Source organism: Streptomyces sp. NBC_01808 (assembly GCF_035917395.1).
Lineage (GTDB): Bacteria > Actinomycetota > Actinomycetes > Streptomycetales > Streptomycetaceae > Streptomyces.
Window position 1 is genome coordinate 7,030,651 of the sequence record NZ_CP109072.1, and the last position, 23,035, is coordinate 7,053,685.

The 23,035-nt window shown below is 74.6% G+C and carries 19 protein-coding genes; 11 read left to right on the forward strand and 8 right to left on the reverse strand.

The window, feature by feature from the left end; genetic code table 11:
* The 4 genes from OG946_RS31040 to OG946_RS31055 all read right to left on the reverse strand — a co-directional run bounded on the left by OG946_RS31040 (position 1) and on the right by OG946_RS31055 (position 6,521).
* A complete protein-coding gene (locus OG946_RS31040; RefSeq protein ID WP_326799270.1) occupies positions 1 to 2,022 on the reverse strand; it encodes a protein meaA in 2,022 nt (673 codons plus the stop codon).
* Entirely contained in the window at positions 2,022 to 3,440 is a 1,419-nt protein-coding gene (gene ccrA, locus OG946_RS31045; protein ID WP_326799271.1) for a crotonyl-CoA carboxylase/reductase, read from the reverse strand. Before ccrA ends, OG946_RS31040 begins: the two co-directional genes overlap by 1 nt.
* 380 nt (positions 3,441 to 3,820) lie before the next feature.
* Positions 3,821 to 4,618 carry a TetR family transcriptional regulator gene (locus tag OG946_RS31050; RefSeq protein ID WP_326799272.1) on the reverse strand — a complete coding sequence of 266 codons (798 nt, stop codon included), beginning with the start codon at positions 4,616 to 4,618 and terminating at the stop codon, positions 3,821 to 3,823.
* Positions 4,619 to 4,697: 79 nt separating this feature from the next.
* On the reverse strand, positions 4,698 to 6,521 hold the full coding sequence (locus OG946_RS31055) for a 3-hydroxyacyl-CoA dehydrogenase family protein (protein ID WP_326799273.1): 1,824 nt from the start codon (positions 6,519 to 6,521) through the stop codon (positions 4,698 to 4,700).
* Positions 6,522 to 6,944: 423 nt separating this feature from the next.
* Here OG946_RS31055 and OG946_RS31060 point away from each other — a divergent pair, with 423 nt between their 5' ends.
* On the forward strand, positions 6,945 to 7,556 hold the full coding sequence (locus OG946_RS31060; protein ID WP_326799274.1) for a HEAT repeat domain-containing protein: 612 nt from the start codon (positions 6,945 to 6,947) through the stop codon (positions 7,554 to 7,556).
* Positions 7,557 to 7,658: 102 nt separating this feature from the next.
* On the opposite strand, the gene OG946_RS31065 is transcribed toward OG946_RS31060, so the two are convergent.
* Complete coding sequence (locus OG946_RS31065; RefSeq protein WP_326799275.1) at positions 7,659 to 8,717, reverse strand: Rv2578c family radical SAM protein; 1,059 nt, start codon at positions 8,715 to 8,717, stop codon at positions 7,659 to 7,661.
* A gap of 307 nt (positions 8,718 to 9,024) precedes the next feature.
* Here OG946_RS31065 and OG946_RS31070 point away from each other — a divergent pair, with 307 nt between their 5' ends.
* The 5 genes from OG946_RS31070 (at position 9,025) to OG946_RS31090 (ending at position 17,319) form a co-directional block, all read left to right on the forward strand.
* Entirely contained in the window at positions 9,025 to 11,520 is a 2,496-nt protein-coding gene (locus OG946_RS31070; protein WP_326800421.1) for an MFS transporter, read from the forward strand.
* 219 nt (positions 11,521 to 11,739) lie between these two features.
* Positions 11,740 to 12,573 carry a M55 family metallopeptidase gene (locus OG946_RS31075; RefSeq protein ID WP_326799276.1) on the forward strand — a complete coding sequence of 278 codons (834 nt, stop codon included), beginning with the start codon at positions 11,740 to 11,742 and terminating at the stop codon, positions 12,571 to 12,573.
* Positions 12,566 to 13,933, forward strand: coding sequence for a M20/M25/M40 family metallo-hydrolase (locus OG946_RS31080; RefSeq protein WP_326799277.1), 1,368 nt, complete (start codon positions 12,566 to 12,568; stop codon positions 13,931 to 13,933). Before OG946_RS31075 ends, OG946_RS31080 begins: the two co-directional genes overlap by 8 nt.
* A gap of 106 nt (positions 13,934 to 14,039) precedes the next feature.
* A complete protein-coding gene (locus tag OG946_RS31085; RefSeq protein ID WP_326799278.1) occupies positions 14,040 to 17,018 on the forward strand; it encodes a prolyl oligopeptidase family serine peptidase in 2,979 nt (992 codons plus the stop codon).
* Positions 17,019 to 17,091: 73 nt separating this feature from the next.
* Complete coding sequence (locus tag OG946_RS31090) at positions 17,092 to 17,319, forward strand: LapA family protein (RefSeq protein ID WP_326799279.1); 228 nt, start codon at positions 17,092 to 17,094, stop codon at positions 17,317 to 17,319.
* Positions 17,320 to 17,337: 18 nt separating this feature from the next.
* Here OG946_RS31090 and OG946_RS31095 read toward each other — a convergent pair whose 3' ends face one another.
* Complete coding sequence (locus OG946_RS31095) at positions 17,338 to 18,213, reverse strand: LysR family transcriptional regulator (RefSeq protein ID WP_326799280.1); 876 nt, start codon at positions 18,211 to 18,213, stop codon at positions 17,338 to 17,340.
* A gap of 73 nt (positions 18,214 to 18,286) precedes the next feature.
* Between OG946_RS31095 and OG946_RS31100 the strand changes: the two genes are divergently transcribed.
* The 4 genes from OG946_RS31100 to OG946_RS31115 are packed head-to-tail and all read left to right on the forward strand — an operon-like array spanning position 18,287 to position 21,361.
* Positions 18,287 to 19,813: a pyridoxal phosphate-dependent decarboxylase family protein gene (locus tag OG946_RS31100; RefSeq protein WP_326799281.1), complete on the forward strand. Its 1,527-nt coding sequence runs from the start codon at positions 18,287 to 18,289 to the stop codon at positions 19,811 to 19,813.
* Between the two features lie 10 nt (positions 19,814 to 19,823).
* Positions 19,824 to 20,402 (forward strand): endonuclease domain-containing protein, encoded by a 579-nt coding sequence (locus OG946_RS31105; RefSeq protein ID WP_326799282.1) that lies wholly within the window; start codon positions 19,824 to 19,826, stop codon positions 20,400 to 20,402.
* A 7-nt stretch (positions 20,403 to 20,409) separates the two neighbouring features.
* On the forward strand, positions 20,410 to 20,781 hold the full coding sequence (locus tag OG946_RS31110; protein WP_326799283.1) for a glyoxalase superfamily protein: 372 nt from the start codon (positions 20,410 to 20,412) through the stop codon (positions 20,779 to 20,781).
* A gap of 25 nt (positions 20,782 to 20,806) precedes the next feature.
* A complete protein-coding gene (locus tag OG946_RS31115; RefSeq protein WP_326799284.1) occupies positions 20,807 to 21,361 on the forward strand; it encodes a GNAT family N-acetyltransferase in 555 nt (184 codons plus the stop codon).
* Positions 21,362 to 21,377: 16 nt separating this feature from the next.
* On the opposite strand, the gene OG946_RS31120 is transcribed toward OG946_RS31115, so the two are convergent.
* Positions 21,378 to 21,725, reverse strand: coding sequence for a VOC family protein (locus OG946_RS31120; RefSeq protein WP_027770346.1), 348 nt, complete (start codon positions 21,723 to 21,725; stop codon positions 21,378 to 21,380).
* Positions 21,726 to 21,802: 77 nt separating this feature from the next.
* A complete protein-coding gene (locus OG946_RS31125) occupies positions 21,803 to 22,603 on the reverse strand; it encodes a methyltransferase domain-containing protein (protein WP_326799285.1) in 801 nt (266 codons plus the stop codon).
* 162 nt (positions 22,604 to 22,765) lie between these two features.
* Between OG946_RS31125 and OG946_RS31130 the strand changes: the two genes are divergently transcribed.
* Positions 22,766 to 23,008, forward strand: a complete 243-nt coding sequence (locus OG946_RS31130) for a DUF6158 family protein (RefSeq protein ID WP_101420675.1) — start codon at positions 22,766 to 22,768, stop codon at positions 23,006 to 23,008.
* Positions 23,009 to 23,035: the final 27 nt, after the last annotated feature.

Genomic DNA, 23,035 nt, shown 5'->3' on the forward strand with positions numbered 1-23,035 from the left:
TCATGCGGGGACCTCCTGGTCCAGCTTGTTCGCCAGTCTGATCTCGTCGACGATACGGCCGATGATCTGCGTGATTCCGAAGTCCTTCGGGGTGAACACGGCCGCCACCCCGGCGGCGAGCAGCGCCTCGGCGTCCGCCGCCGGGATGATGCCGCCGACGACCACGGGCACGTCGCCCGCGCCCGCCCGGCGCAGCCGGTCCAGGACGTCGGGGACGAGTTCGGCGTGCGAGCCGGAGAGGATGGACAGGCCGACGCAGTGCACGTCCTCGGCGACCGCGGCGGCGGCGATCTGCTCGGGCGTCAGCCGGATGCCCTGGTAGACGACCTCGAAGCCGACGTCCCTGGCGCGTACGGCGATCTGCTCGGCGCCGTTGCTGTGCCCGTCGAGGCCCGGCTTGCCGACCAGCAGCCGCAGCCGCCCGCTGCCCAGCTCCGCGGCGGTGCCCGCGGCCCGGTCCCGTACGGTGGTGAGTTCGGCCTCCCCGCCCGTCTCCGCGGCCGGGACGGCGACCGGCGCGCCGCCGACCCCCGTGGGGGCGCGGAACTCGCCGAAGACGTCGCGCAGCGCCCAGGCCCACTCGCCGGTGGTGGCGCCGGCGCGGGCGCACTCCAGGGAGGCGGGCATCAGGTTGGCCGTACCCGCCGCGGCGGCCTTCAGCGCCGTCAGCGCCCGCTGCACGCGCGGCTCGTCGCGGGAGAGCCGCCACTCGTGCATCGCGGCGACGACCCGCGCCTCCACGTCCGCGTCGACGGTCGTGATCGCGGCGTCCAGGTCCGCGGTGAGCGGGCTGGGCTCGGTCTCCGTATGGCAGTTGACGCCGACGATCTTCTCCTCGCCCGACTCGATCCGGGCCCGCCGCTCGGCGTGCGAGGCCACGAGCCGCGCCTTGAGATAGCCGGACTCCACCGCCGCGACGGCGCCGCCCAGCCGCTCGATGTGCGCCATCTCGGCGGTCGCGCCCTCGACCAGCTCGGCCACCCGCGCCTCCACCACGTGGCTGCCGTCGAAGAGGTCGGGGTGCTCCAGCAGGTCGCTCTCGTACGCCAGCACCTGCTGGATGCGCAGGCTCCACTGCTGGTCCCACGGGCGCGGCAGGCCCAGCGCCTCGTTCCAGGCGGGCAACTGCACGGCCCGGGCGCGGGCGTCCTTCGACAGCGTCACGGCCAGCATCTCCAGCACGATGCGCTGGACGTTATTCTCCGGCTGCGCCTCGGTCAGGCCGAGGGAGTTGACCTGCACGCCGTAGCGGAAGCGGCGCTGCCGGGGGTCCTCGATGCCGTAGCGCTCGCGGGTGAGGGTGTCCCAGATGCGGGTGAACGCCCGCATCTTGCACATCTCCTCGATGAACCGGACCCCGGCGTTGACGAAGAAGGAGATCCGGCCGACGACGTCGCCCAGCTTCTCCGGCGGCACCTGGCCGGAGTCGCGGACCGCGTCCAGGACGGCGGTCGCGGTGGCCATCGCGTACGCGATCTCCTGCACCGGCGTCGCGCCCGCCTCCTGGAGGTGGTAGCTGCAGATGTTGATGGGGTTCCACTTCGGCATCTTCCCGACCGTGTACGCGATGGTGTCGGTGGTCAGCCGCAGCGAGGGGCCGGGCGGGAAGACGTACGTGCCGCGGGAGAGGTACTCCTTGACGATGTCGTTCTGCGTGGTGCCCGCGAGCTTCGCGACGCCCGCCTCGTCCAGGCCCTGCTCCTCGGCGACCACCTGGTAGAGCGCCAGCAGCCACATCGCGGTGGCGTTGATGGTCATGGAGGTGTTCGTGCGCTCCAGCGGGATGCCCGCGAAGAGGCGGCGCATGTCGCCCAGGTGCGAGACGGGGACGCCGACGCGGCCGACCTCGCCACGGGCGAGCACGTGGTCGGGGTCGTAGCCGGTCTGGGTGGGCAGGTCGAAGGCGACGGACAGGCCGGTCTGGCCCTTGGCGAGGTTGCGCCGGTACAGCTCGTTGGACGCCTCGGCGGTGGAGTGGCCCGCGTAGGTGCGCATCAGCCAGGGCCGGTCCTTGGCCGCCATCACACGTTCCCGGCGTGCTCGAAGGACCGCTCCGGCGCGCCCGGCAGGCCGGGTGCCGCGGCCGGCTGCCTCCCCGGAGCGGGGTCGCCGCGGAAGAGGTTGATCGCGTCGATGTGCGCGGCGCGCTTCTCCTCGTCCCGTACGCCCAGGCCCTCGGCGGGGGCGAGGCAGAGCACGCCGACCTTGCCCTGGTGCAGGTTGCGGTGGACGTCGTACGCCGCCTGGCCGGTCTCGGCCAGCGGGTAGGTCTTCGACAGGGTGGGGTGGATCCGGCCCTTGTCGACGAGGCGGTTCGCCTCCCACGCCTCGCGGTAGTTGGCGAAGTGCGAGCCGATGATCCGCTTCAGCGACATCCACAGGTAGCGGTTGTCGTACTCGTGCACGAAGCCGGAGGTCGAGGCGCAGGTGACGATGGTGCCGCCGCGGCGGGTGACGTAGACGGAGGCGCCGAAGGTCTCCCTGCCGGGGTGCTCGAAGACGATGTCGACGTCCTCGCCGCCGGTCAGCTCGCGGATGCGCGCGCCGAAGCGCTTCCACTCGCGCGGGTCCTGCTCGTGCTCGTCGCGCCAGAAGCGGTAGTCCTCGCCGCGCCGGTCGATGATCGCCTCGGCGCCCATCCGGCGGCAGATCTCCGCCTTCTCGGGGCTGGAGACCACGCAGATGGGCGTCGCGCCGCCGGCGAGCGCGAACTGCGTGGCATACGAGCCGAGTCCGCCGCTCGCGCCCCAGATGAGCACGTTGTCTCCCTGCTTCATGGCGGCGCCGTTGCGGGAGACGAGCTGGCGGTACGCGGTGGAGTTGACCAGCCCGGGGGCGGCGGCCTCCTCCCAGGACAGGTGGTCCGGCTTGGGCATGAGCTGGTTGGACTTCACCAGCGCGATCTCCGCCAGGCCGCCGAAGTTGGTCTCGAAGCCCCAGATGCGCTGCTCGGGGTCGAGCATCGTGTCGTCGTGGCCGTCGGCGCTCTCCAGCTCCACCGACAGGCAGTGCGCCACCACCTCGTCGCCCGGCCGCCAGGCGACCACGCCGGGTCCGGTGCGCAGCACCACGCCGGCGAGGTCGGAGCCGATGACGTGGTACGGCAGGTCGTGGCGGCGGGCGAGGGGGGAGAGGCGGCCGTAGCGCTCCAGGAAGGCGAAGGTGGACAGCGGCTCGAAGATCGACGTCCACACCGAGTTGTAGTTCACGGAGCTGGCCATGACCGCCACCAGGGCCTCGCCGGGGCCGAGTTCCGGCACCGGCACCTCGTCCAGGTGCAGCGACCTGCGCGGGTCCTTCTGCCGGGTGGTGAGCCCTGCGAACATCTCCGTCTCGTCCTTGTGCACCGTCACGGCCCGGTAGGACTCGGGCAGGGGCAGGGAGGCGAAGTCGGCGGCCGTGCTGTCGGGTGCCTGGATCGCGGCGAGTATCTCGTTCATGGTGCTGCCTCCGGCGAAGCGTGTCGGGGACGCTTGAGGAACGTCGGGGGTGAGAGCTGTGCGGCCTGCGCGAGGCGGTTCGGCTCCGGCGGTGCCGGTGTGCGCGGTACGGGCGCGGTGGCGCCCCGCGCCTGTGACGAGGCGCGGACCGGGTGCGCGAGCCGGGGGCTTGCGGGGACAGCCGGCGCGCGCAGTGGTCGCGTACGCCGGGCACCCGGATATCCCGTACCGTATGGCACGGCGTGCCAAGCTGCAAGACACTCGGTGCCAAAAATCTCTCTCAAGTGTTCGCGGCGGTGCACGGATGAGCATGCGAAGGCTCCCCGGCCGGTAGCGGCCGGGGAGCCCGAGACGGGGTGAAACCCCTGGTCAGCTCGCCTTCAGCTCTTCTTCAGCGCCTTCTCGATGGTGCGCATGACCTCGCTCAGCGGCGCGTCCGTACGGGCCACCGCGACCAGCACGTCCGAGCCCCCGCCACCCGCCGTGACGACCGCCGGAGCACCCGCCGCGCCCGCCTCCACCGCGGCCAGGCCCGCGGGGCCCTGCGGCTGGCCGACGCCGGTGAACCTGGCCCGTACCACCGCGAAGGCGCGGTCGAGCTGGCCCTCCACGTCGCCCTCCGCGCCCGCGCGCAGCCAGCGGCGCAGCACGTGGTTGTGCGCGGTGACCACCGCGGAGGCGGCGACCTCGGCGAGCAGCGGGCCGTCGTCGCCGTCCTGGTGTGCGCCCTCGTCGAAGTGGCCCAGCAGATAGCGGGTGAAGAGCCGCTCGTAGCGGGAGACCGAGGCGATCTCGCGCTCGCGCAGCGTGGGCACCTCGCGGGTCAGGCGGTAGCGCTCGACGGAGACCGCGGGCTGGGCCGCGTACATCCGCATGACCTCCCGGATGCCGCGGCAGACGGTGTCCAGCGGGTACTCGTGCGGCGGCGCGGCGTCCAGGACGGCCTTCACGCGCTCCAGGGTGTCGTCGTGGTCGGGGAAGATCGCCTCCTCTTTGGAGCGGAAGTGGCGGAAGAAGGTGCGGCGGGCCACGCCCGCCGCGGCGGCGATCTCGTCCACTGTCGTCGCCTCGTAGCCCTTGGTCGCGAACAGCTCCATGGCGGCGGCCGCGATGTCGCGGCGCATCTTCAGGCGCTGGGTGCTGGAGTTCGAACGGCTGGGCTTCGCAGGCTGGGACATGTAAGGAACGTACTCCATGCGTGGCCCCCGGATCGCCGTCAATTCCGGGAGCGGCGGGCGGCGCCCTGCCGGCGGGGGTTCAGCGCCGGGCGGCGGCGTACTCGCGGAAGCCGCGGCCCGTCTTGCGGCCCAGGCAGCCCGCGGCGACCAGGTGCTCCAGCAGCGGCGCGGGGGCGAGGCCGGGGTCGCGGAACTCGCGGTGCAGCACGCGCTCGATGGCCAGCGAGACGTCCAGGCCGACGACGTCCAGCAGCTCGAAGGGGCCCATGGGGTAGCCGCCGCCGAGCTTCATCGCGGCGTCGATGTCGTCGGGCGAGGCGTAGTGCTCCTGGACCATCTTCACCGCGTTGTTGAGATACGGGAACAGCAGCGCGTTGACGATGAACCCGGCCCGGTCGCCGCAGTCCACGGGGTGCTTGCCGAGCGTGGCGCAGACCGCGCGGACGGTGGCGTGCGCGTCGTCCGCGGTACGGACCGTGCGCACCACCTCGACGAGCTTCATCACCTGCGCCGGGTTGAAGAAGTGCATGCCGACCACGTCCTCGGGGCGCGAGGTGGCGGCGGCGCAGGCGATGACGGGCAGCGAGGAGGTGGTGGTCGCCAGTACGGCGCCGGGCCGCGCCACCTCGTCCAGGGCGGCGAACAACTGCCGCTTGACCGCCAGGTCCTCCGCGACGGCCTCCACCACCAGGCCGGCGCCGGCCAGCGCGTCCAGGGTGCCGGCGGGGGTGATCCGGGCCAGCGCGGCGTCGCGGTCGGCGGCGCCGAGGCGGCCCCTGGCGACGGAGCGGTCAAGCGACGCGGCGACCCGGGCCCTGGCCGCCGCCGCCTTGCCGGCGCTGCGGGCGGCGAGGGTGACCGCGTACCCGGCCCGGGCGCAGACCTCCGCGATGCCGCTGGCCATCGTGCCGGAGCCGGCCACGCCGATCTCCTCGACGGGCCGCGGCGGGGCGCCCGGTGCTGCCGCGGCGGCGGGCGCGGCGTCCGGCACGACGGTGCCGCTGCCGGGGGCGTCGTAGGCGTAGAAGCCGCGGCCCGCCTTGCGGCCGGTCAGCCCGGCGGCGGTCAACTGGCCGAGGACGGGCGCGGGTGCGTGCAGCCGGTCCTGCGACGCGGTGTACATGGCCTCCAGCACCGTGCGCGCGGTGTCGACGCCGATGAGGTCGAGCAGTTCCAGCGGGCCCATGGGCAGGCCGCAGCCGAGCTTCATCGCCGCGTCGATGTCCTCGCGGGTGGCGTACCGCGACTCGTACATCGCCGCGGCCTGGTTGAGATAGCCGAAGAGCAGCCCGTCGGCGATGAACCCGGGGCGGTCCCCGACCGCGACGGGCTCCTTGCCCAACTCCCGTACCAGCGCGGTGACCTGCGCCACCGCGGCCGGCTCGGTGAGCACGGAGGAGACCACCTCCACCAGCCGCATCGCCTGGACCGGGGTGAAGAAGTGCAGGCCGAGGACGCGCTCGGGGCGGGCGGAGGAGGCGGCCAGGCGGGTGACGGACAGCGCGTTGGTGCCGGTGGCGAGCACCGTGCCGGGGCGGACGATGCCGTCCAGTTCCGCGATGACCTGCTGCTTGATCTCGTACGACTCGGGCACGACCTCGATGACCAGGTCCGCGTCCGCGGCGGCGCGCAGGTCGGGGAACGTACGCAGCCGGGCCAGGACGCCTGCGCGATCGCCTTCGGCGAGCCGGCCGCGGGCCACGGCGCGCTCCGTGGCGCGCTCCAGCGCGGCGACGCAGCCGCGGGCGGCGGCCGCGCTGACGTCGACGCCGACGACCTCGCGCCCGGCGCGGGCCAGCACCTCGCACAGGCCGGTGCCCATCGTGCCGAGGCCGACGACGGCCACGGTGGGGAAAGGAACCGGGGGGAACTCGGGGGACTCGGGGACAGGGCTGCGGTCCATCGCGGGACTCCAGTCGTGACGCGGGAGATGAGGGTCCGGGGCCGCACGCGCACGGCGTCGGGGCCGGGGCGCGGGGGCCCGCGGCGAGATCCGCGCGGGGCGGCGGGGCGCGCGCGGCGAGATCCGCGGCCGGCCCTGTCCCGGGGCCGGGCGTCCTCGCCACGGGCACCGGGGGCGCCCGTCGCGCGTGCTGTCAGTTGCCGAACCGACTTCAGCTCTCGGCGGCTGCGTCACCAGACCGCCCGAGCAGGGGTGCTGCTCGTCCCGCGAGCTTAACTCGTGAGTAACCATGGGCGCCAGAGGGCGAATCAGGGAATGTACCCGTCAGCCGGGGCACACATGGAGTGAACCCCGATCGACGAGCCCGCCACCGACCGGTGGCGGGTACGTACCCTGAGTGCCGGCGAGGCAGGGGGCCGAGGCATGGACCAGGAGTATCTGGCGCTCACCGAACGGATCCGCGGCAGGCTGGAGGACCCGCCGGCGCGGGCCCGCTTCGAGCACATGACCGCGCTCGCGCGGCAGCGCACGACCACCGCCCACGAGGAGCTGGCGCGTGTGCTGGAACTGCCGGGCGAGCCGCTGTGGGCCCGGGAGCTGGCGGCCTTCGCGCTGGGCACGGCGGGGGACCGGCGGGCGTTCGAGACGCTGGTGCTGCTGCTCAACTACCGCGATCCGGTACGGGCGGAGAGCGCGGCGTGCGCGCTGGCCCGGCTCGGCGACCCGCGCACCGCGCGGGCGGCGGCGGCCCTGGCGACGAACCCGCTGCGCACCGCGTACGCGCTGCACGCCATCCGGCTGCTGGTCAGGCTGCGCGCGCCGGAGTCGGCGCCCGCGCTGATCAGCACGCTGCAGCGGCTCGTGCGCGAGCCGCAGCACCACTGGCCGATCGCCACCGCCTGCGTCGAGGGGCTGGGCGAGCTGGGCGACCCGCGCGCGATCCCGGCGCTCTCCGAGGCGCTCGGCTTCCCGCAGTTGTGGCGCGCGGCCACGGCGGCGATCACCCGCATCGGCCCGCGCACCCCGTCGCAGTGAGGCGGCGCGCGGCCAGGGCCGGCCCGGGCCACGGGCGGTGCGCCACGGGCCGCGGGCGCGGCGGTACGGCCAGGGCTCGCGGCGTAGCGCCGCGAACCGGCGTCAGAGCAGCGTCAACTGCGTGTTCTCCGGGCCCTCCGGCGGCGCGCCCGGCCCCTCCTCGGGCTCGATGCGGCGGGCGATGCCGGGCGCCGACGGGCCTATGCCCAGCTCGGTCGCGTACTCGTGGACCTGGCGGGTGATCTGGCGCTGATACCACTTCGGCGCGTACGACCCGCCCGCGTACATCGTGCGATAGCGCCGGACCAGATGCGGGTGGTGGCGCTCCAGCCAGGCCATGAACCACTCCCGCGCGCCCGGCCGCAGATGCAGCACCAGCGGCGTCACCGACGTGGCGCCCGCCTCCGCCACCGCCCGCACTGTGGCACGCAGTTGCCCGGGGGAGTCGCTGAGGAACGGGATCACCGGAGCCATCAGCACCCCGCAGCCGATGCCGTGCTCCGCGAGCGTGCGCACCACGTCGAGCCGGCGCTGCGGTGCGGGCGTGCCCGGCTCCACCGTCCGCCACAGCTCCTCGTCCAGGAAGCCCACCGAGACCGCCACCCCGACCTGCGTGACCTCGGCCGACTGCTTGAGCAGCGGCAGATCGCGGAGGATGAGCGTGCCCTTGGTGAGGATCGAGTACGGGTTGGCGAAGTCCCGCAGCGCCGCCAGGATGCCGGGCATCAGCCGGTAGCGCCCCTCGGCCCGCTGGTAGCAGTCGACGTTCGTGCCCATGGCGATGTGCTCGCCGCGCCACCGGCGGCTCGCCAGCTCGCGGCGCAGCAGCTCCGGGGCGTTGATCTTCACCACGATCTGCGAGTCGAAGCCGCGGCCGGTGTCGAGGTCCAGGTAACCGTGGGTCTTCCTGGCGAAGCAGTAGACGCAGGCGTGGCTGCAGCCCCGGTAGGGGTTCACGGTCCAGTCGAAGGCCATCCGCGACGCGCCCGGCACCCTGTTGACGATCGAGCGGGCCCGCACCTCGTGGAACGTGATGCCGCGGAACTCCGGGGTGTCGAAGGTGCGGGTCACGACGGCCGCCGTGCCGAAGAGGGCGGGCGGCGCGGCCCCCGTGGCCGCGCCGCCGTCGGCGGCCTCGTCGGTCAGATTCTCCCAGCGCATCGGCACCTCCCGTTGATCTGACGCCAAGAATAGAACACGCGTTCCCTTCGCGTCGAGTCCTCGATCGGGTGATCCCGGTCAACGCCGCGCCGGACGCGGCGCCGCGCGGCTCGCCGGTTCGGGTGGATTCCCGCCGCGCGCCCGTACGCCCCCGGCTCCGCGGGTCCGTCGCGAAAGCCGCTGATGAGCGCCCGATCGGCGCCCCGCGCACCAGAGTTGGCGCGGTCCCGCGCCGCCGTACGGGGGGTGAATCCCGTTTGCCCCCGGATCTTGGGCGGTGCGAAGAATGGTCAGGCGCAGGCGGACGATGGGGAGCTGGCACGTGGGGACGACCCTGGTGAACGACGAGCCGGTCACCGTGCCCGCGGCCGGCCCGGTGGCGGGACCGGCGGAGCCCGCGCGACGGCCGGGACGTACCGGAAAGGGCGGACATCCGGCCGGGAGCGGCGCCAAGGCCGGGGCCGGCGACGGCGGGGAGCTGAGCCCCTGGCGCGTCCGGCTGGTGTTCCCGGCCCTGATGCTCGCGCTGCTCCTCGCCGCGCTGGAGCAGATGATCGTCGCCACCGCGCTGCCGAAGATCGTCGGCGAACTGCACGGCCTGGACCGGATGTCCTGGGCGATCACCGCCTATCTGCTCACGTCCACCATCAGTCTGCCGATCTACGGCAAGCTCGGCGACCTCTTCGGCCGCAAGGGCGTCTTCCAGTTCTCCATCGTGGTGTTCGTCGTCGGCTCCGCCCTCGCCGGGGCCTCGCGGAGCATGGACCAGCTCATCGCGTTCCGCGCCGTCCAGGGACTGGGCGCCGGCGGCCTCATGATCGGCGTGCAGGCGATCATCGCGGACATCGTCCCGTCCCGAGAACGCGGCCGGTACATGGGCCTGATCGGCGCCTCCTTCGGGCTCGCCTCGGTCGCGGGACCGCTGCTCGGCGGGTTCTTCACCGACGAGCTGTCCTGGCGCTGGTGCTTCTACTTCAACGTGCCCTTCGGCCTGGTCACCCTGCTGGTGACCGGACTGGTGCTGAAGCTGCCCAAGCCGGCGGCCCGGCCCCGGCTCGACGTCCTGGGCGGGCTGTTCCTCGCCGCCGCCTCCACCTGCCTGGTGCTGCTGACCAGTTGGGGCGGCCTGGAGTACGACTGGACCTCCGACGTCATCCTCGGCCTCGGCGCGGGCGCCGTCGCCGCCACCGTCCTGCTGCTCGTCGTCGAGCACTTCGCCGTCGAACCCGTCATGCCGCTGCGGCTCTTCCGCGACAGCATCTTCAACGTCACCTCCCTGGTCGGGGTGGTGACCGGGGTGGCGATGTTCGGCGCCGCCAGCTACCTGCCGACCTTCCTGCAGATGGTCGACGGCGCCAGCGCCACCGAGTCAGGACTGCTGATGCTGCCGATGATGATCGGCACCGTCGCCGCCTCCATCACCTCCGGCCAGCTCATCACCCGCACCGGCCGCTACCGCCCCTACCCGGTGGCCGGCTGCGCCGTCGCCGCCGTCGGCATGTGGCTGCTCTCCCGGCTGGACGAGGACACCTCGCAGCTCTCGTACAGCATCTGGATGGCCGTCCTCGGTATCGGCCTCGGGCTCGTCCTGCCCGTGCTCATCCTCGCCGTGCAGAACGCGGTGCGCCCCGCCGACCTGGGCGTCGCGACCAGCGCGCACAACTACTTCCGGCAGATCGGCGGCTCGGTCGGCACGGCCGTCTTCGGCACCCTCTTCTTCGACCGCCTGGCCGACGAACTGGCCGGCACCCTGCCCCCGCCGCCCCCCGGCGCCACGCTGCCGGAGGCGGAGTCGATCACCCCCGAGGCCGTCCACGCGCTCGACGCCGAGCTGCGCGACGGCTACATCCGCGCCTACGCCGAGGCCATGCCGGGCATCTTCCTGTACCTGGTGCCCGTGCTCGTCCTCGGCGTGGTGTTCGCGTTCCTGCTGAAGGAGAGACCACTGGTGTCCCAGAACCACTCGGGGCCCGGCCCCGCCACGGACGAGTACCCGGGGGTCGACACCACCGTGCCCGCGGCCCGCGGCACCGTCCCGGCGGGCGCCGGCGTGCCGGTGTGCGGCAGCGTGCAGCACCAGGACGGCACCACCGTGCCGCGTGCGGCGCTCACCCTCATCGACGGCGCCGGCCGCCAGGTGGGCCGCGACGCCAGCCGCGACGACGGCCGGTACGTGCTGCCGACCCCGGGCGCGGGCTCGTACGTCCTGGTGGCCGCGGCCGGCGGGCACCAGCCGCAGGCCGTCACGGTCACCGTCGGGGACCGGCCGGTCGAACTGGACCTCGTGCTCGGCGGCGCGGGCCGCATCTGCGGCACCGTCGCGGCGGCCGACGGCACGCCGCTGGGGAACGTCGTCGTGACGCTCACGGACGCGCGCGGGGAGGTCGTAGCCTCGGCGCGCAGCAGCCACGACGGCTCGTACGCGATCGGCGAACTGGTCGCCGGCGAGTACACCCTGGCGGCCACCGCGCCGGGCTTCCGGCCCGCGGCGCTGCCGGTCTCGGTGCAGGCGGCGCGGGAGACCCGGCAGGACGTCGAGCTGGCCGGCGGCGCGGTGTTGCGCGGGACCGTACGGGCGTTCGGCGGCCGGCCGGTGGAGGACGCCAGGGTCACGCTCCTGGACGCCGCGGGCAACGTCGTCGACACCGGCACCACCGGCCCGGACGGCGCGTTCCGCTTCGTCGACCTGTCGGCCGGTGAGTACACCGTCATCGCCGCGGGGTACCCGCCGGTGGCCACGGTGCTGCGCGTGGAGGGCGGCGGCCGTACGGAACGCGATCTCCAGCTCGGCCACGGCGACTAGCCGGCGCTCCGGCCGGGCGGAGGAGACCCGCGCCGGGACGCGTTCGCCGGGGGTGTGGCGCCGGTCGTCGCGAGCGTGCTTCCTCCGGCTGGCGGAGGGCCGGGACCGTCGTCGAAGTGGCTGGTCGCGGGGCGTTCCGGGGGAGTTGGAGTGGTCTGGACCTCTGTACGTATCCACAGGGGTTTCACCGCTTCGTCCGACCGCGTACCGTGGCTCGGCATGAAGGTCTTGATCAGCGCCGACATGGAGGGGGCCACCGGCGTCACGTGGCCCGCCGACGTGCTCCCCGGCGGCCCGCAGTGGGAGCGCTGCCGGCCCATGTTCACATCCGACGTCAACGCCGCCATCGAGGGCTTCTTCGCCGGCGGCGCCGACGAGGTGCTGGTCAACGAGGCGCATTGGACGATGCGCAATCTGCTGCTGGAGCGGATCGACGACCGCGCCCAGATGCTCACCGGGCGGCACAAGTCGCTGTCCATGGTCGAGGGCGTCCAGCACGGCGACGTCGACGGCATCGCGTTCGTGGGCTATCACACGGGCGCGGGCGCGGAAGGGGTCCTCGCGCACACCTACCTGGCCAACTCCATCACGGGCGTCTGGCTCAACGGCGTGCGGGCCAGCGAGGGCCTGCTGAACGCGCACGTGGTCGCCGAGTTCGGCGTCCCCGTCGTGCTCGTCACCGGTGACGACAAGACCGTCGAGGACGCCAAGGGGTACGCGCCCGCGGCCCCCGGCGTCGCCGTCAAGGACTACGTCTCGCGGTACGCCGCGGTGTGCCGCACCCCGGCCCGTACCGCGGCGGACATCCGGGCCGCGGCCACCGAGGGCGCGGCGCTCGCGGTGCGGGCCGAGCCGGTGCGCGGCGGCCCGTTCACGGTGGAGCTGGAGTTCGACGCGGAGCATCTGGCCGGCGCGGCCACGGTGGTGCCGGGCGTGGCGCCGACCGGCGAGCGGCGCGTGGCGTACACGACGGAGACCATGTACGAGGGCATCCGCTGCTTCAAGGCGGTCACCACGCTCGTCTCGGCCGCGGTGGAGGAGCAGTATGGCTGACGCCCCCCCGCACGCCCCGGCTGCCCCGCACCCGGGCCCGGATGACGCCGCGCTGGACGAGGTGGTGGGCTTCACCTCCGACCTGATCCGCATCGACACCACGAACCACGGCGGCGGCGACGGCGTGGAGCGCCAGGCCGCGGAGTACGTCGCGGAGCGCCTCGCAGGGGCCGGCATCGAGCCCACCCTGCTGGAGAAGGCCCCCGACCGGACGAACGTCGTGGCACGCATCGAGGGCACCGACCCCGGTGCCGACGCGCTGCTCGTCCACGGCCATCTCGACGTGGTGCCCGCCGAGCCCGCCGACTGGAGCGTCCACCCGTTCTCCGGCGAGATCCGGGACGGCGTGGTCTGGGGCCGCGGCGCCATCGACATGAAGAACATGGACGCGATGGTCCTCGCGGTCGTACGGGCCTGGGCGCGCGCCGGCGTCCGCCCCCGGCGCGACATCGTGCTCGCCTTCACCGCCGACGAGGAGGCCAGCGCCGAGTACGGCTCCGGCTATCTCGCCGAGGAGCACGCCGCGCTCTTCGACGGCTGCACCGAGGGCATCAGCGAATCCGGCGCCTTCACCTTCCACGCCGGCAACGGCCTGCGCCTCTACCCCGTCGCCGCCGGCGAGCGCGGCACGGCCTGGCTGCGGCTCACCGCCCGCGGCCGCGCGGGACACGGCTCGAAGGTCAACGCGGACAACGCCGTCTCCCGGCTGGCCGCCGCCGTCGGCCGCATCGGCGAGCACCGCTGGCCCGTGCGGCTCACGCCCACCGTCCGCGCGGCGCTCGTCGAGACGGCCGCGGCCTATGGAGTCGAGGTCGCCCCTGAGGAGTTGGACGACCCCGCCTTCGACGTGGACGCGCTGCTGGGCAAGCTCGGCCCGGCCGCCGCCCTCGTCGCGCCCACCGTGCGCAACAGCTCCAACCCCACCGTCCTCGAAGCCGGCTACAAGGTGAACGTCATCCCCGGCAGCGCCACCGCCCAGATCGACGGCCGGATGGTGGCCGGCGGCGAGGAGGAGTTCGCCCGCACGCTCGACGAGCTGACCGGACCGTACGTGGACTGGGAGTTCAGCCACCGCGAGGTGCCGCTCACCGCCCCCGTCGACGCGCCCCTCTACGCCGCGATGCGCGCCTCCCTGGAGCGCTTCGACCCCGGCGCGCACGTCGTGCCGTACTGCATGTCGGGCGGCACCGACGCGAAGCAGTTCTCCCGCCTGGGCATCACCGGCTACGGGTTCTCGCCACTGAAGCTCCCCGCCGGATTCGACTACCAGGAGCTGTTCCACGGCGTGGACGAGCGGGTGCCGGTGGACGCGCTGCACTTCGGCGTGCGGGTGCTGGACGACTTCCTCAGATCGGCCTGACGGCACACCGCCCCGGGTAGCCGCGCGGAAGCGGCCAACGACCAGCGAGCGCGCCGGCCAGAGCGGCCGGCGCCTCGACCACCAGCGGAAAGAGACGACGCCGCCCGTGACCACCGCCCCGTACGGCTCCTGGCCCTCCCCCCTGACCGCCGCCCTCGCCGCGAGCCACGAAGGCCGCCCGGAGTATCTGGACGCCGTCGGCGACGAGGTGTGGTGGACCGCCCCGCGGCCGCGCGAGGGCGGGCGCCGGGCGCTGGTGCGGCTGCGCCCGGACGGCACCGAGGAGTCGGTGCTGCCCCCGCCGTGGAACGTGCGCAACAGGGTCATCGAGTACGGCGGCCGGCCCTGGGCCGGCGCCCCGCGCGCCACCGGCGGTCCGCTGATCGTCTTCACCCACTTCGCCGACCAGCGGCTGTACGCGTACGAGCCGGACGGCGGCGGCGAGCCGCGCCCGCTCACCCCCGTCTCCGCCGTCGGCGGCGGGCTGCGCTGGTGCGACGCGGTCGTGCTGCCGGAGCGCGGCGAGGTGTGGTGCGTGCTGGAGGAGTTCACCGGGCAGGCCCCCACCGACGTACGCCGCGTGCTCGCCGCCGTGCCGCTGGACGGCTCGGCGGCGGCCGACCGCGCCGCCGTGCGCGAGCTGACCGACGACCGGCACCGCTTCGTCACCGGCCCCCGCCTCTCCCCGGACGGCCGGCAGGCCGCCTGGATCGCCTGGGACCACCCGCAGATGCCCTGGGACGGCACGGAGCTGCGCGTCGCCGACGTCACCGGAGACGGCCGGCTGGCCGGGGTCACCACGGTCCTCGGCGCCCAGACCGGCTCCGAGGCGGAGTCCGTCGCGCAGGCCGAGTGGCTGCCGGACGGCACGCTGGTGGCCGCCACCGACCGCAGCGGCTGGTGGAACCTGCACCGGGTCGACCCCGCCACCGCCGTGACGACCGAACTCTGCCCGCTGCCCGAGGAGTTCGCCGACGCGCTGTGGAAGGTCGGGCTGCGCTGGTTCGCCGTCCTCGGCGGCGGTCTCGTCGCCACCCTGCACGGCGCCGGCGGCACCCGCCTCGGCGTCCTCGACCCCGGCACCGGCGAGCTGGCCGACGTGCCGGGACCCTGGTCGAACTGGGCCGCGGCCCTCGCCGTCACCGGCGAGCGGGTCTTCGGCCTGGCCGCGAGCCCCGTCACCGGGTACGAGGTCGTGGAGCTGGACACCGCCACCGGCTACGCCCGCGTCGCGGGCAACGCCCACCGCGACGCCGTCGACCCGGACTACCTGCCGCGGCCGGTGTCCCGCACCTTCGCGGGCCCCGGGGGCCGCGAGGTGCACGCCCACGTCTACCCGCCGCACCACCCGGAGCTGACCGGCCCCGAGGACGAGCTGCCGCCGTACGTGATCTGGGCGCACGGCGGCCCCACCGGGCACGTACCGCTGGTGCTCGACCTGGAGATCGCCTACTTCACCTCGCGCGGCATCGGCGTCGCCGAGGTCAACTACGGCGGCTCCACCGGCTACGGCCGCGCCTACCGCGAGCGGCTGCGCGAGCAGTGGGGCGTCGTGGACGTCGAGGACTGCGCCGCCGTCGCCCGCGCGCTGGCCGACGAGGGCACCGCCGACCCGGCCCGGCTCGCGATCCGCGGCGGCAGCGCGGGCGGCTGGACCACCGCCGCGTCCCTCACCTCGCCGCTGGCCGAGGGGCTGTACGCGTGCGGCACGATCGTCTACCCCATCCTCGATCTCGCCGGCTGGGCCACGGACGAGACCCACGACTTCGAGTCCCGCTATCTGGAGTCGCTGGTCGGCCCGCTCGCCGAGGTGCCCGAGCGGTACCGCGACCGCTCCCCGGTCCACCACGCCGACCGGATCACCGCGCCGTTCCTGCTGCTCCAGGGGCTGGACGACGTGATCTGCCCGCCGGTGCAGTCCGAGCGGTTCCTGGCGGCGCTCGCCGGCCGGGGCGTGCCGCACGCGTACGTGACCTTCGAGGGCGAGGGCCACGGCTTCCGCCGCGCCGACACCCTGATCCGGGCACTGGAGGCCGAGCTGTCGCTGTACGCGCAGGCGTTCGGCTTCGCGGCGCCGGACGTGCCGGTCGTGGACCTGGGCGCGCCCGTGCCCCCCGCCGCCGCGACCGCCCGCCCGGCCGCCCCGGGCACCGGGTCCGCAGCCGCGCTCGTCCGCCCCCGCCGGCTGGGCCCCGGCGACCGGGTCGCGGTCGTCGCCCCCAGCGGCGGGTTCCCGCGCAGGGAACTGGACGCCGGCGTCGAGGTGCTGCGCGGCTGGGGTCTCGACGTCGTCGTCCACCCCACCGCGTACGGCGAACACGACACGCTGTCCTACCTGGCCGCCGACGACGCCGCCCGCGCCCGCGACTTCGAGCGCGCCTGGTGCGACCCGGAGGTCGCCGCGGTCTTCTCCGGCAGTGGCGGCTACGGCGCCCACCGCATGCTCGACCACGTCGACTGGGCCGCCCTGCGCGCCGCGGGACCGAAGGTCTACGTCGGCTTCAGCGACGCCACCGCCCTGCACGAGGCCATCGCGACCCACCTCGGCGTGGCCACCCTGCACGGGCCGATGCCCGCCTGGGCCCCGTTCGCCGCGGACGACACCACCCGCGAGCACCTGCGCCGGACCCTCTTCGAGCCGGCCACCGTGCAGCGCCTGACCAGCCCCGGCGCCCGCGCCCTCGTCCCGGGCCTGGCCCGCGGCGTCACCCTCGGCGGCTGCGTCAGCCTGCTGGCCGCCGGCCTCGGCACCGCCGGCGCCCGCGCCGGCGCCGCCGGCGGCATCCTGCTCATCGAGGACGTCGCGGAGGAGGACTACCGGCTCGACCGCATCCTCACCCAGCTCCGCCGCAGCGGCTGGCTGACCGGCGTCGCCGGCGTCGTCTGCGGCACCTGGGAGGACTCCGGCCCGTACGAGGACGTCCGCGCCGTGCTCGCCGACCGGCTCGGCGACCTCGGCGTGCCGGTGCTGGAGGGTCTGGACTTCGGACACGGCGTCCCCGCCCTCACCGTCCCGCTCGGCGTCCCCGCCGTCCTCGACGCGGACGCCGGCACCCTCACCCTCGACGCCCCGGGGCTCGCCTGAGCCGCCGCCGGCGTTCGCCCGAACGGGCCCGGCCGCCGGGCGCGATCCCGCCCGCGGGGAGCAGGCTGGGCTCATGGCTCATACCTCGGTACGGACGGGCGGCCCCCGGCAGGCGCTCACGGCCCGCCGGGTGGCCGCGCTCGTGCTGGCCGCCCTCGGCCTGGCGTTCATCTTCCAGAACACCCGCCGCACCCGCATCCAACTGCTGTTCTGGGAGGTCACCACGCCGCTGTGGCTGGCGCTGCTTGCGGTGGCGGTGATCGGCATGATCGTGGGGTGGATGCTCCACCGCCGCAGGTGACGCGCGTGCCCCGCGGTCTCAGCCGGCGCCGAGCAGCGCCGCGCGCAGCGCCCGTACGGGGGCGGTGGCGGCGTCCTGCGCGCGGTGGGCCAGGGCGAGGGTCAGCTCCCAGCGCGGCAGGTCGGTGACGGGCAACTCGACGAGCGACCCCGCGGCCAGGTCAGGACCCACCGTGGAGCGGGTCAGGATCCCGGCGTGGCTGCCGCGGCGGGCCAGGCTCGCGACGGTCTCGGCGGGGGAGACGGGGTGGAGCCCGGTGGCCGGCACGGGGGCCGCGCGCAGCAGGTCGAGGAAGCGCGCCGCGCCGTCGCCCCACGTCGTACAGGCCACCGGATACGCGGCCAGGTCCCGGATCCGCAGCGGTCCTCCGGTGTCCAGCGAGTGCCCGGGGCGGGCGACGCAGACGACCGGATCGGTCAGGAACGGCTCCACGGTCAGGGTGTGCGGATACGGTCCGGGCACCACGAACCCGATGTCCACGGTGTGGTCGGCCAGCCCGCGCACCACCTCCTCGCTGTGCGCGTCCGTGCACGCGACCTCGACGTCCAGCGGCGCGAGCGCGTCGAGCACCCGCGGCACCACGCTCGGCGCGAACGTGGCGTGCAGGGCGACCCGCACCCGAGGCCGGCCGGGCTCGGCCCGTACCACCGCGACCGCCTCCTCCGCGAGCGCGAGACACCGCTCGGCGTAGGGCAGCAGCCGCTCCCCGGCCGCGGTGAGCCGCACGCCCCGGCCGCCGCGCAGGAACAGCGGGCGGCCCAGGTCGCGTTCGAGCCGGGCCATCCGCTCGCTGACGGCGGGCTGGCTCAGCCGCAGCCGCGCGGCGCCCCGGCCGAAGCTGCCGGCCGCGGCCACCGACCGGAACACCCGCAGATCCTCCAACGACACCGCCATAGGCAAACCCTATGTCTTCTCATCGGAAAGTCGCCCCTTCCCTGTCGTCGGACCCCTTGTGAAGATCGGCTGCATGGACGTATCCATGCACGACGACGACCTCACCGCGGCGGCGCTCGCCGCCGAGCACCGGCGCCTGGGCACCGCCGCGACGCGGCTGGTCGCCGGCTACGCCGCCGCACTGGACGGCCTGCCCGTCTGCTCCGGCGCCACCGCGGAGCACCTGCGCGAGCGCTTCGCCGGGCCGCTGCCCGAGCGGGGCACGGACGCGCTGGAACTGCTCGACGCGCTCGCCCGCGACGTCGTCGAAGACGCCACGCACATCTCCAGCCCGCGCTACTTCGGCCTGTTCAACCCCGCGCCCCTGCCCGTCGCCGTCTGGACCGACGCGGTGTGCTCCGCGCTCAACCAGAACGCCGCCGCCTGGCGGCAGTCGCCGACGGCGACCGCGCTGGAGGAGCGCGTCCTGCGCTGGCTGTGCGACCTGCTCGGCTACGGCGACGGCGCGTTCGGCACGCTCACCAGCGGCGGGTCCGAGGCGAACCTCATCGGGCTGAAGTGCGCCAGGGATGCGGCGGCCGGCACCGCGGCCACGGCGGGCCTCGGCTCCGCGCGGCTTCGCGTGTACGCCTCGGAGCAGGCCCACTTCTCGCTGGTCAAGGGCGTGGACATGCTCGGGATCGGCCGGGACAACCTGCGCCGCGTCGGCACCGACGCACGCTTCCGCGTCCGCGTCGGCGAGCTGCGCGCCGCCGTCGAGCGGGACCTCGCCGCCGGGCTGCGGCCGGCCTGCGTCGTCGGCGTGGCCGGCACCACCTCCTCCGGCGCCGTCGACCCGCTGGACGAACTCGCGGACGTGGCCGCGGAGTACGGGCTGTGGTTCCACGTCGACGCGGCCTACGGCGGGGCGCTGGCGTTCTCCGCGGCGCACGGCGGGCTGCTGCGGGGCGTGGCGCGGGCGGACTCGGCGACGCTGGACCCGCACAAGTGGATGTTCGTGCCGTTCTCCTGCGGCGCGCTGCTGATCCGCGACGGCGCGCGGGTGCTGCGCGACGCCTTCGACACCGATCCGGCGTACCTGGACGACCGCCGGGGCGGGGAACGCGGCCCGGCGGACGGCACCCCGGACGGCCTCCCGGACGACGGCCCGCTCGACTTCTTCCGCCTCGGCCAGCTCGGCACCCGCCGCGCCAACGCGCTCAAGCTATGGGCCGCCCTCGCGGGGCTCGGCCGGGACGGCTACCGGCGCATCGTGGAACGGCAGTTGGACCTCACCCGGTACCTCGCCGCCGAGCTGGCCGCCGCGGACGGCTTCGAGCCGGTGGGCGACGTGCAGACCGCGGTGTGCTGCGTGCGCTATCTGCCCGCGGCGGTACGGGACGCGCCGGCCGCGACGCAGGACGCCGTGCAGCGCGCGCTCCAGCAGCGCGTCGAGCGCGGCGGCCGGGCGTGGCTGGCGACCACGGTGCTCGACGGCCGGCGGGCGCTGCGGATCAACGTCAACGGGTTCCTCACCCGCCGTGCGCACGTGGACGAACTCGTCGCGCTGCTGCGGGCGGAGGGGCCGCGCGCGGCGGCCGATGTCAGTGGCGGGCCGTAGCGTCGGGACCATGAGCAGCACCCCACCGGGCCGCGAGGTCCCCGCCTGCCACGAGTGGACGCCGCCCGGCGCGCCGGGCGGCGCGGCCCGCGCACCCGCCGCCGCCCGGGCCGGGGACGTCGCACCCGCGCTCGTGCCCGCCGCCGGTCCGGGCGGGGCACTCGCCGCGATACGGCGGTGGCAGGACGGCCGGTGCGCGGTCTGCGGGCTGCGCCCGTCCCGGCTCGTCGTCGACCACCACCACGTCTCCGGGCTGGTCCGCGGCCTGCTCTGCGAGTCGTGCAACGTCGCCGAGGGCCGCCGCACCTCGTACTACGCCGAGCCGTACGCCTCGTACCGCCGCCGTCCGCCCGCGCTGATCGTCGGCCTCACCGAGCGCTATCCCCACTGGCGCCCGAACGCCTACCACTACGTCCTCGGCGACCCGCCCGACGACCCCGCGCTCGCCGCCCGCGTCCTCGGCCACCTCATACGCCACCCGCCCCGGCGCCCCGCCGGACGCCCCGTCGAGATCCCCGGGCTGCCCGGCCACTACCTGGTCGGAGACGAGATGCGCCGTCTCGCCGAGCGGCTGGCGGCGGAGGCATAGTGGAGACATGACTGTCCTCTTCCGGCGTACCGCACCGATCCTCCGCATCTTCGACATCGCCAAGGCCCGCGAGTTCTACGTCGACTACCTGGGCTTCACGGTCGACTGGGAGCACAGGTTCGCCGACGGCTTCCCGCTCTACATGCAGGTCTCCCGCGGCGACCTCACCCTCCACCTGAGCGAGCACCACGGCGACGCCAGCCCCGGCGCCACGGTCTACGTCGAGGTCGACGGCGCCGGCGAACTGCACGCCGAGCTGAAGGCCAAGGACTACCCGTACCTCAAGCCGGGACTCGAAGAGGACGCCGGGATCGGCACGATCCTGGAGCTGACCGACCCGTTCGGCAACCGGCTGCGGTTCGTCCAGCCGAACCCCTGACCAGCGGCGGGCGTACACTCGCCCGGTGCCCGAGAACGACGTCATCGCGGCCGGCGCGCGCACCGCGATCCGCACCCCGCGCCCCGCGGACGAGGAGGAGTTCCTCGCCCGCGCCCGGGCCAGCGCCGACCTCCACCACCCGTGGCTGTCCCCGCCCGCCACCCCCGCCGACTTCCGCGCCTACCTGGAGCGGCTCACCGAGCCGCAGACCGAGGGGTTCCTCGTCTGCGAGCGGGAGTCGGGCGCCCTCGCCGGCTTCGTCAACATCAACGCCATCGTGCGCCGCGCGTTCCTCTCCGGCGCCCTCGGGTACGCGGCCTTCGTCCCGTACGCGGGCCGCGGCCTCATGTCCGAGGGCATCGGCCTCGTCGTCCGGCACGCCTTCACCCACCTCGGCCTGCACCGCCTGGAGATCAACGTCCAGCCGGGCAACGCCGCCTCCATCGCGCTGGCCAAGCGCGCCGGCTTCCGGCTGGAGGGCTTCTCGCCCGACTACCTGTTCATCGGCGGCGCCTGGCGGGACCACGAACGCTGGGCCCTGACCGTCGAGATGACCGGCATCGGCGGGCCCCCGCGGTAGCGGTCGGCGGGGCGGGTCAGCGGCGGCGGTCGACGTACTCGAAGATGCTGCCGTCGGGGTGGCGCGCCACCATGTTGCGTCCGATCGGCGTCTCCGACGGGCCCGCGACGATCTCCGCGCCGACCGACCGGAGCGTCGCGTACGCCTCGGCGACGTCCTTGACCGCCAGCGTCGCGGTGATTCTGCGCAGCACGTCGAGGGTCTGCGGCGGACCGGACATCAGCAGGAAGCAGCCGACCGCGGCGACGGAGACGCCCGCCTGCGAGAAGTGCTGCGCCTGTTCGCCGGTCAGCCTCTCGTATGTGTCGACGGCGGACTCCAGGTCGTCCACGCAGATGCGCAGTGAGGTGCCGAGGATCTCCATGGGGAGAGTCTAGGGGCGGCGAAGCCCGCCCGGACGCCGGGCCGTTGGCGCGGGTACGCGCCGGGCCCGCCGCACCGTCACGGCACCCGGCACAGCACCTCGCCGTGCAGCACCGCGAACCACGCGCCCGCCGCCGCGCCCCACTCCCGCCAGCCCGCCGCGATCCGCGCCAGTGCCGCGGCGTCCGCGTGCCCGCCGTCGACCGCCAGGCGGGCGTACGACGAGGCCACCGTGCGGTCCGCCCACGACTCGCTCCACCACGCGCGCTCCTCCGCCGTCGCGAAGCACCACGCGCCCGCCGAGGCCGTGACGTCCTCGAACCCCGCCTCGCGGGCCCAGCCCAGCAGCCGCCGCCCCGCGTCCGGCTCGCCGCCCGAGGCGCGGGCCACCCGGCGGTAGGTGTCCAGCCAGTCGTCCAGGGCGGGCACGTCGGGGTACCAGGTCATCGCCGCGTAGTCCGCGTCCCGCGCGGCGACGAGCCCGCCGGGGCGGCACACCCGGCGCATCTCCTCCAGTGCCCGCACGGGGTGCGCGAGGTGCTGGAGCACCTGGTGCGCGTGGACCACGTCGAACGAGTCGTCCGGGAAGTCCAGCGCCTCGGCGTCGGCGACGGCGAACTCCACGTTCGCCACGCCCCGTTCCGCCGCCGCGGCGCGCGCCTGCGCGAGGATCCCCTCCTGGGCGTCCACCGCCGTCACCCCGCCCCGGGGCACGAGGGCGGCGAGGTCGGCGGTGATCGTGCCGGGGCCGCAGCCGAGGTCGAGGACGTGCATGTCCGGACGCAGTTCGCCGGTCAGGTACGCCGCCGAGTTGGCGGCCGTGCGCCAGCGGTGCGAGCGCAGCACCGAGTCGTGGTGTCCATGCGTGTAAACGGCCATGGCGGCAGCGTAACTCCGGTCTCGTATGACGAGAAGTATCGTCTTGCTATACGGGCAGCAGAAGTGGGCTCCGCGAACCTGGGCGCGTCTCCCGGGTAGCAGCGGGGCCCGGATTGCCCGATCCTGGGAGACGGAGACCGCCGGCGCGAAGGAGAGCCGCAGATGGGCGAGAGCGACCGGCGCCGGGGCGGCATCGCCCCCGCGCGGCTGACCGACCAGCAACTGATAAGGGAGCTGGAGACCATCCACCGCACCCGCCACGACACGCTGCTGCACGGGTCCGCGGCGGCGCTCGCCATGCACAACACCCGCATGGCGCAGCTCGAAGGCGAGTACCTGAGCCGGCACCCCGAGCGCTCCGTCGCGCTCGGCCGCACCCGCGAGGGCGCGCGCGAGCGCGGCTGAGGGACCGTGCGCAAGGGACGCGTGCCG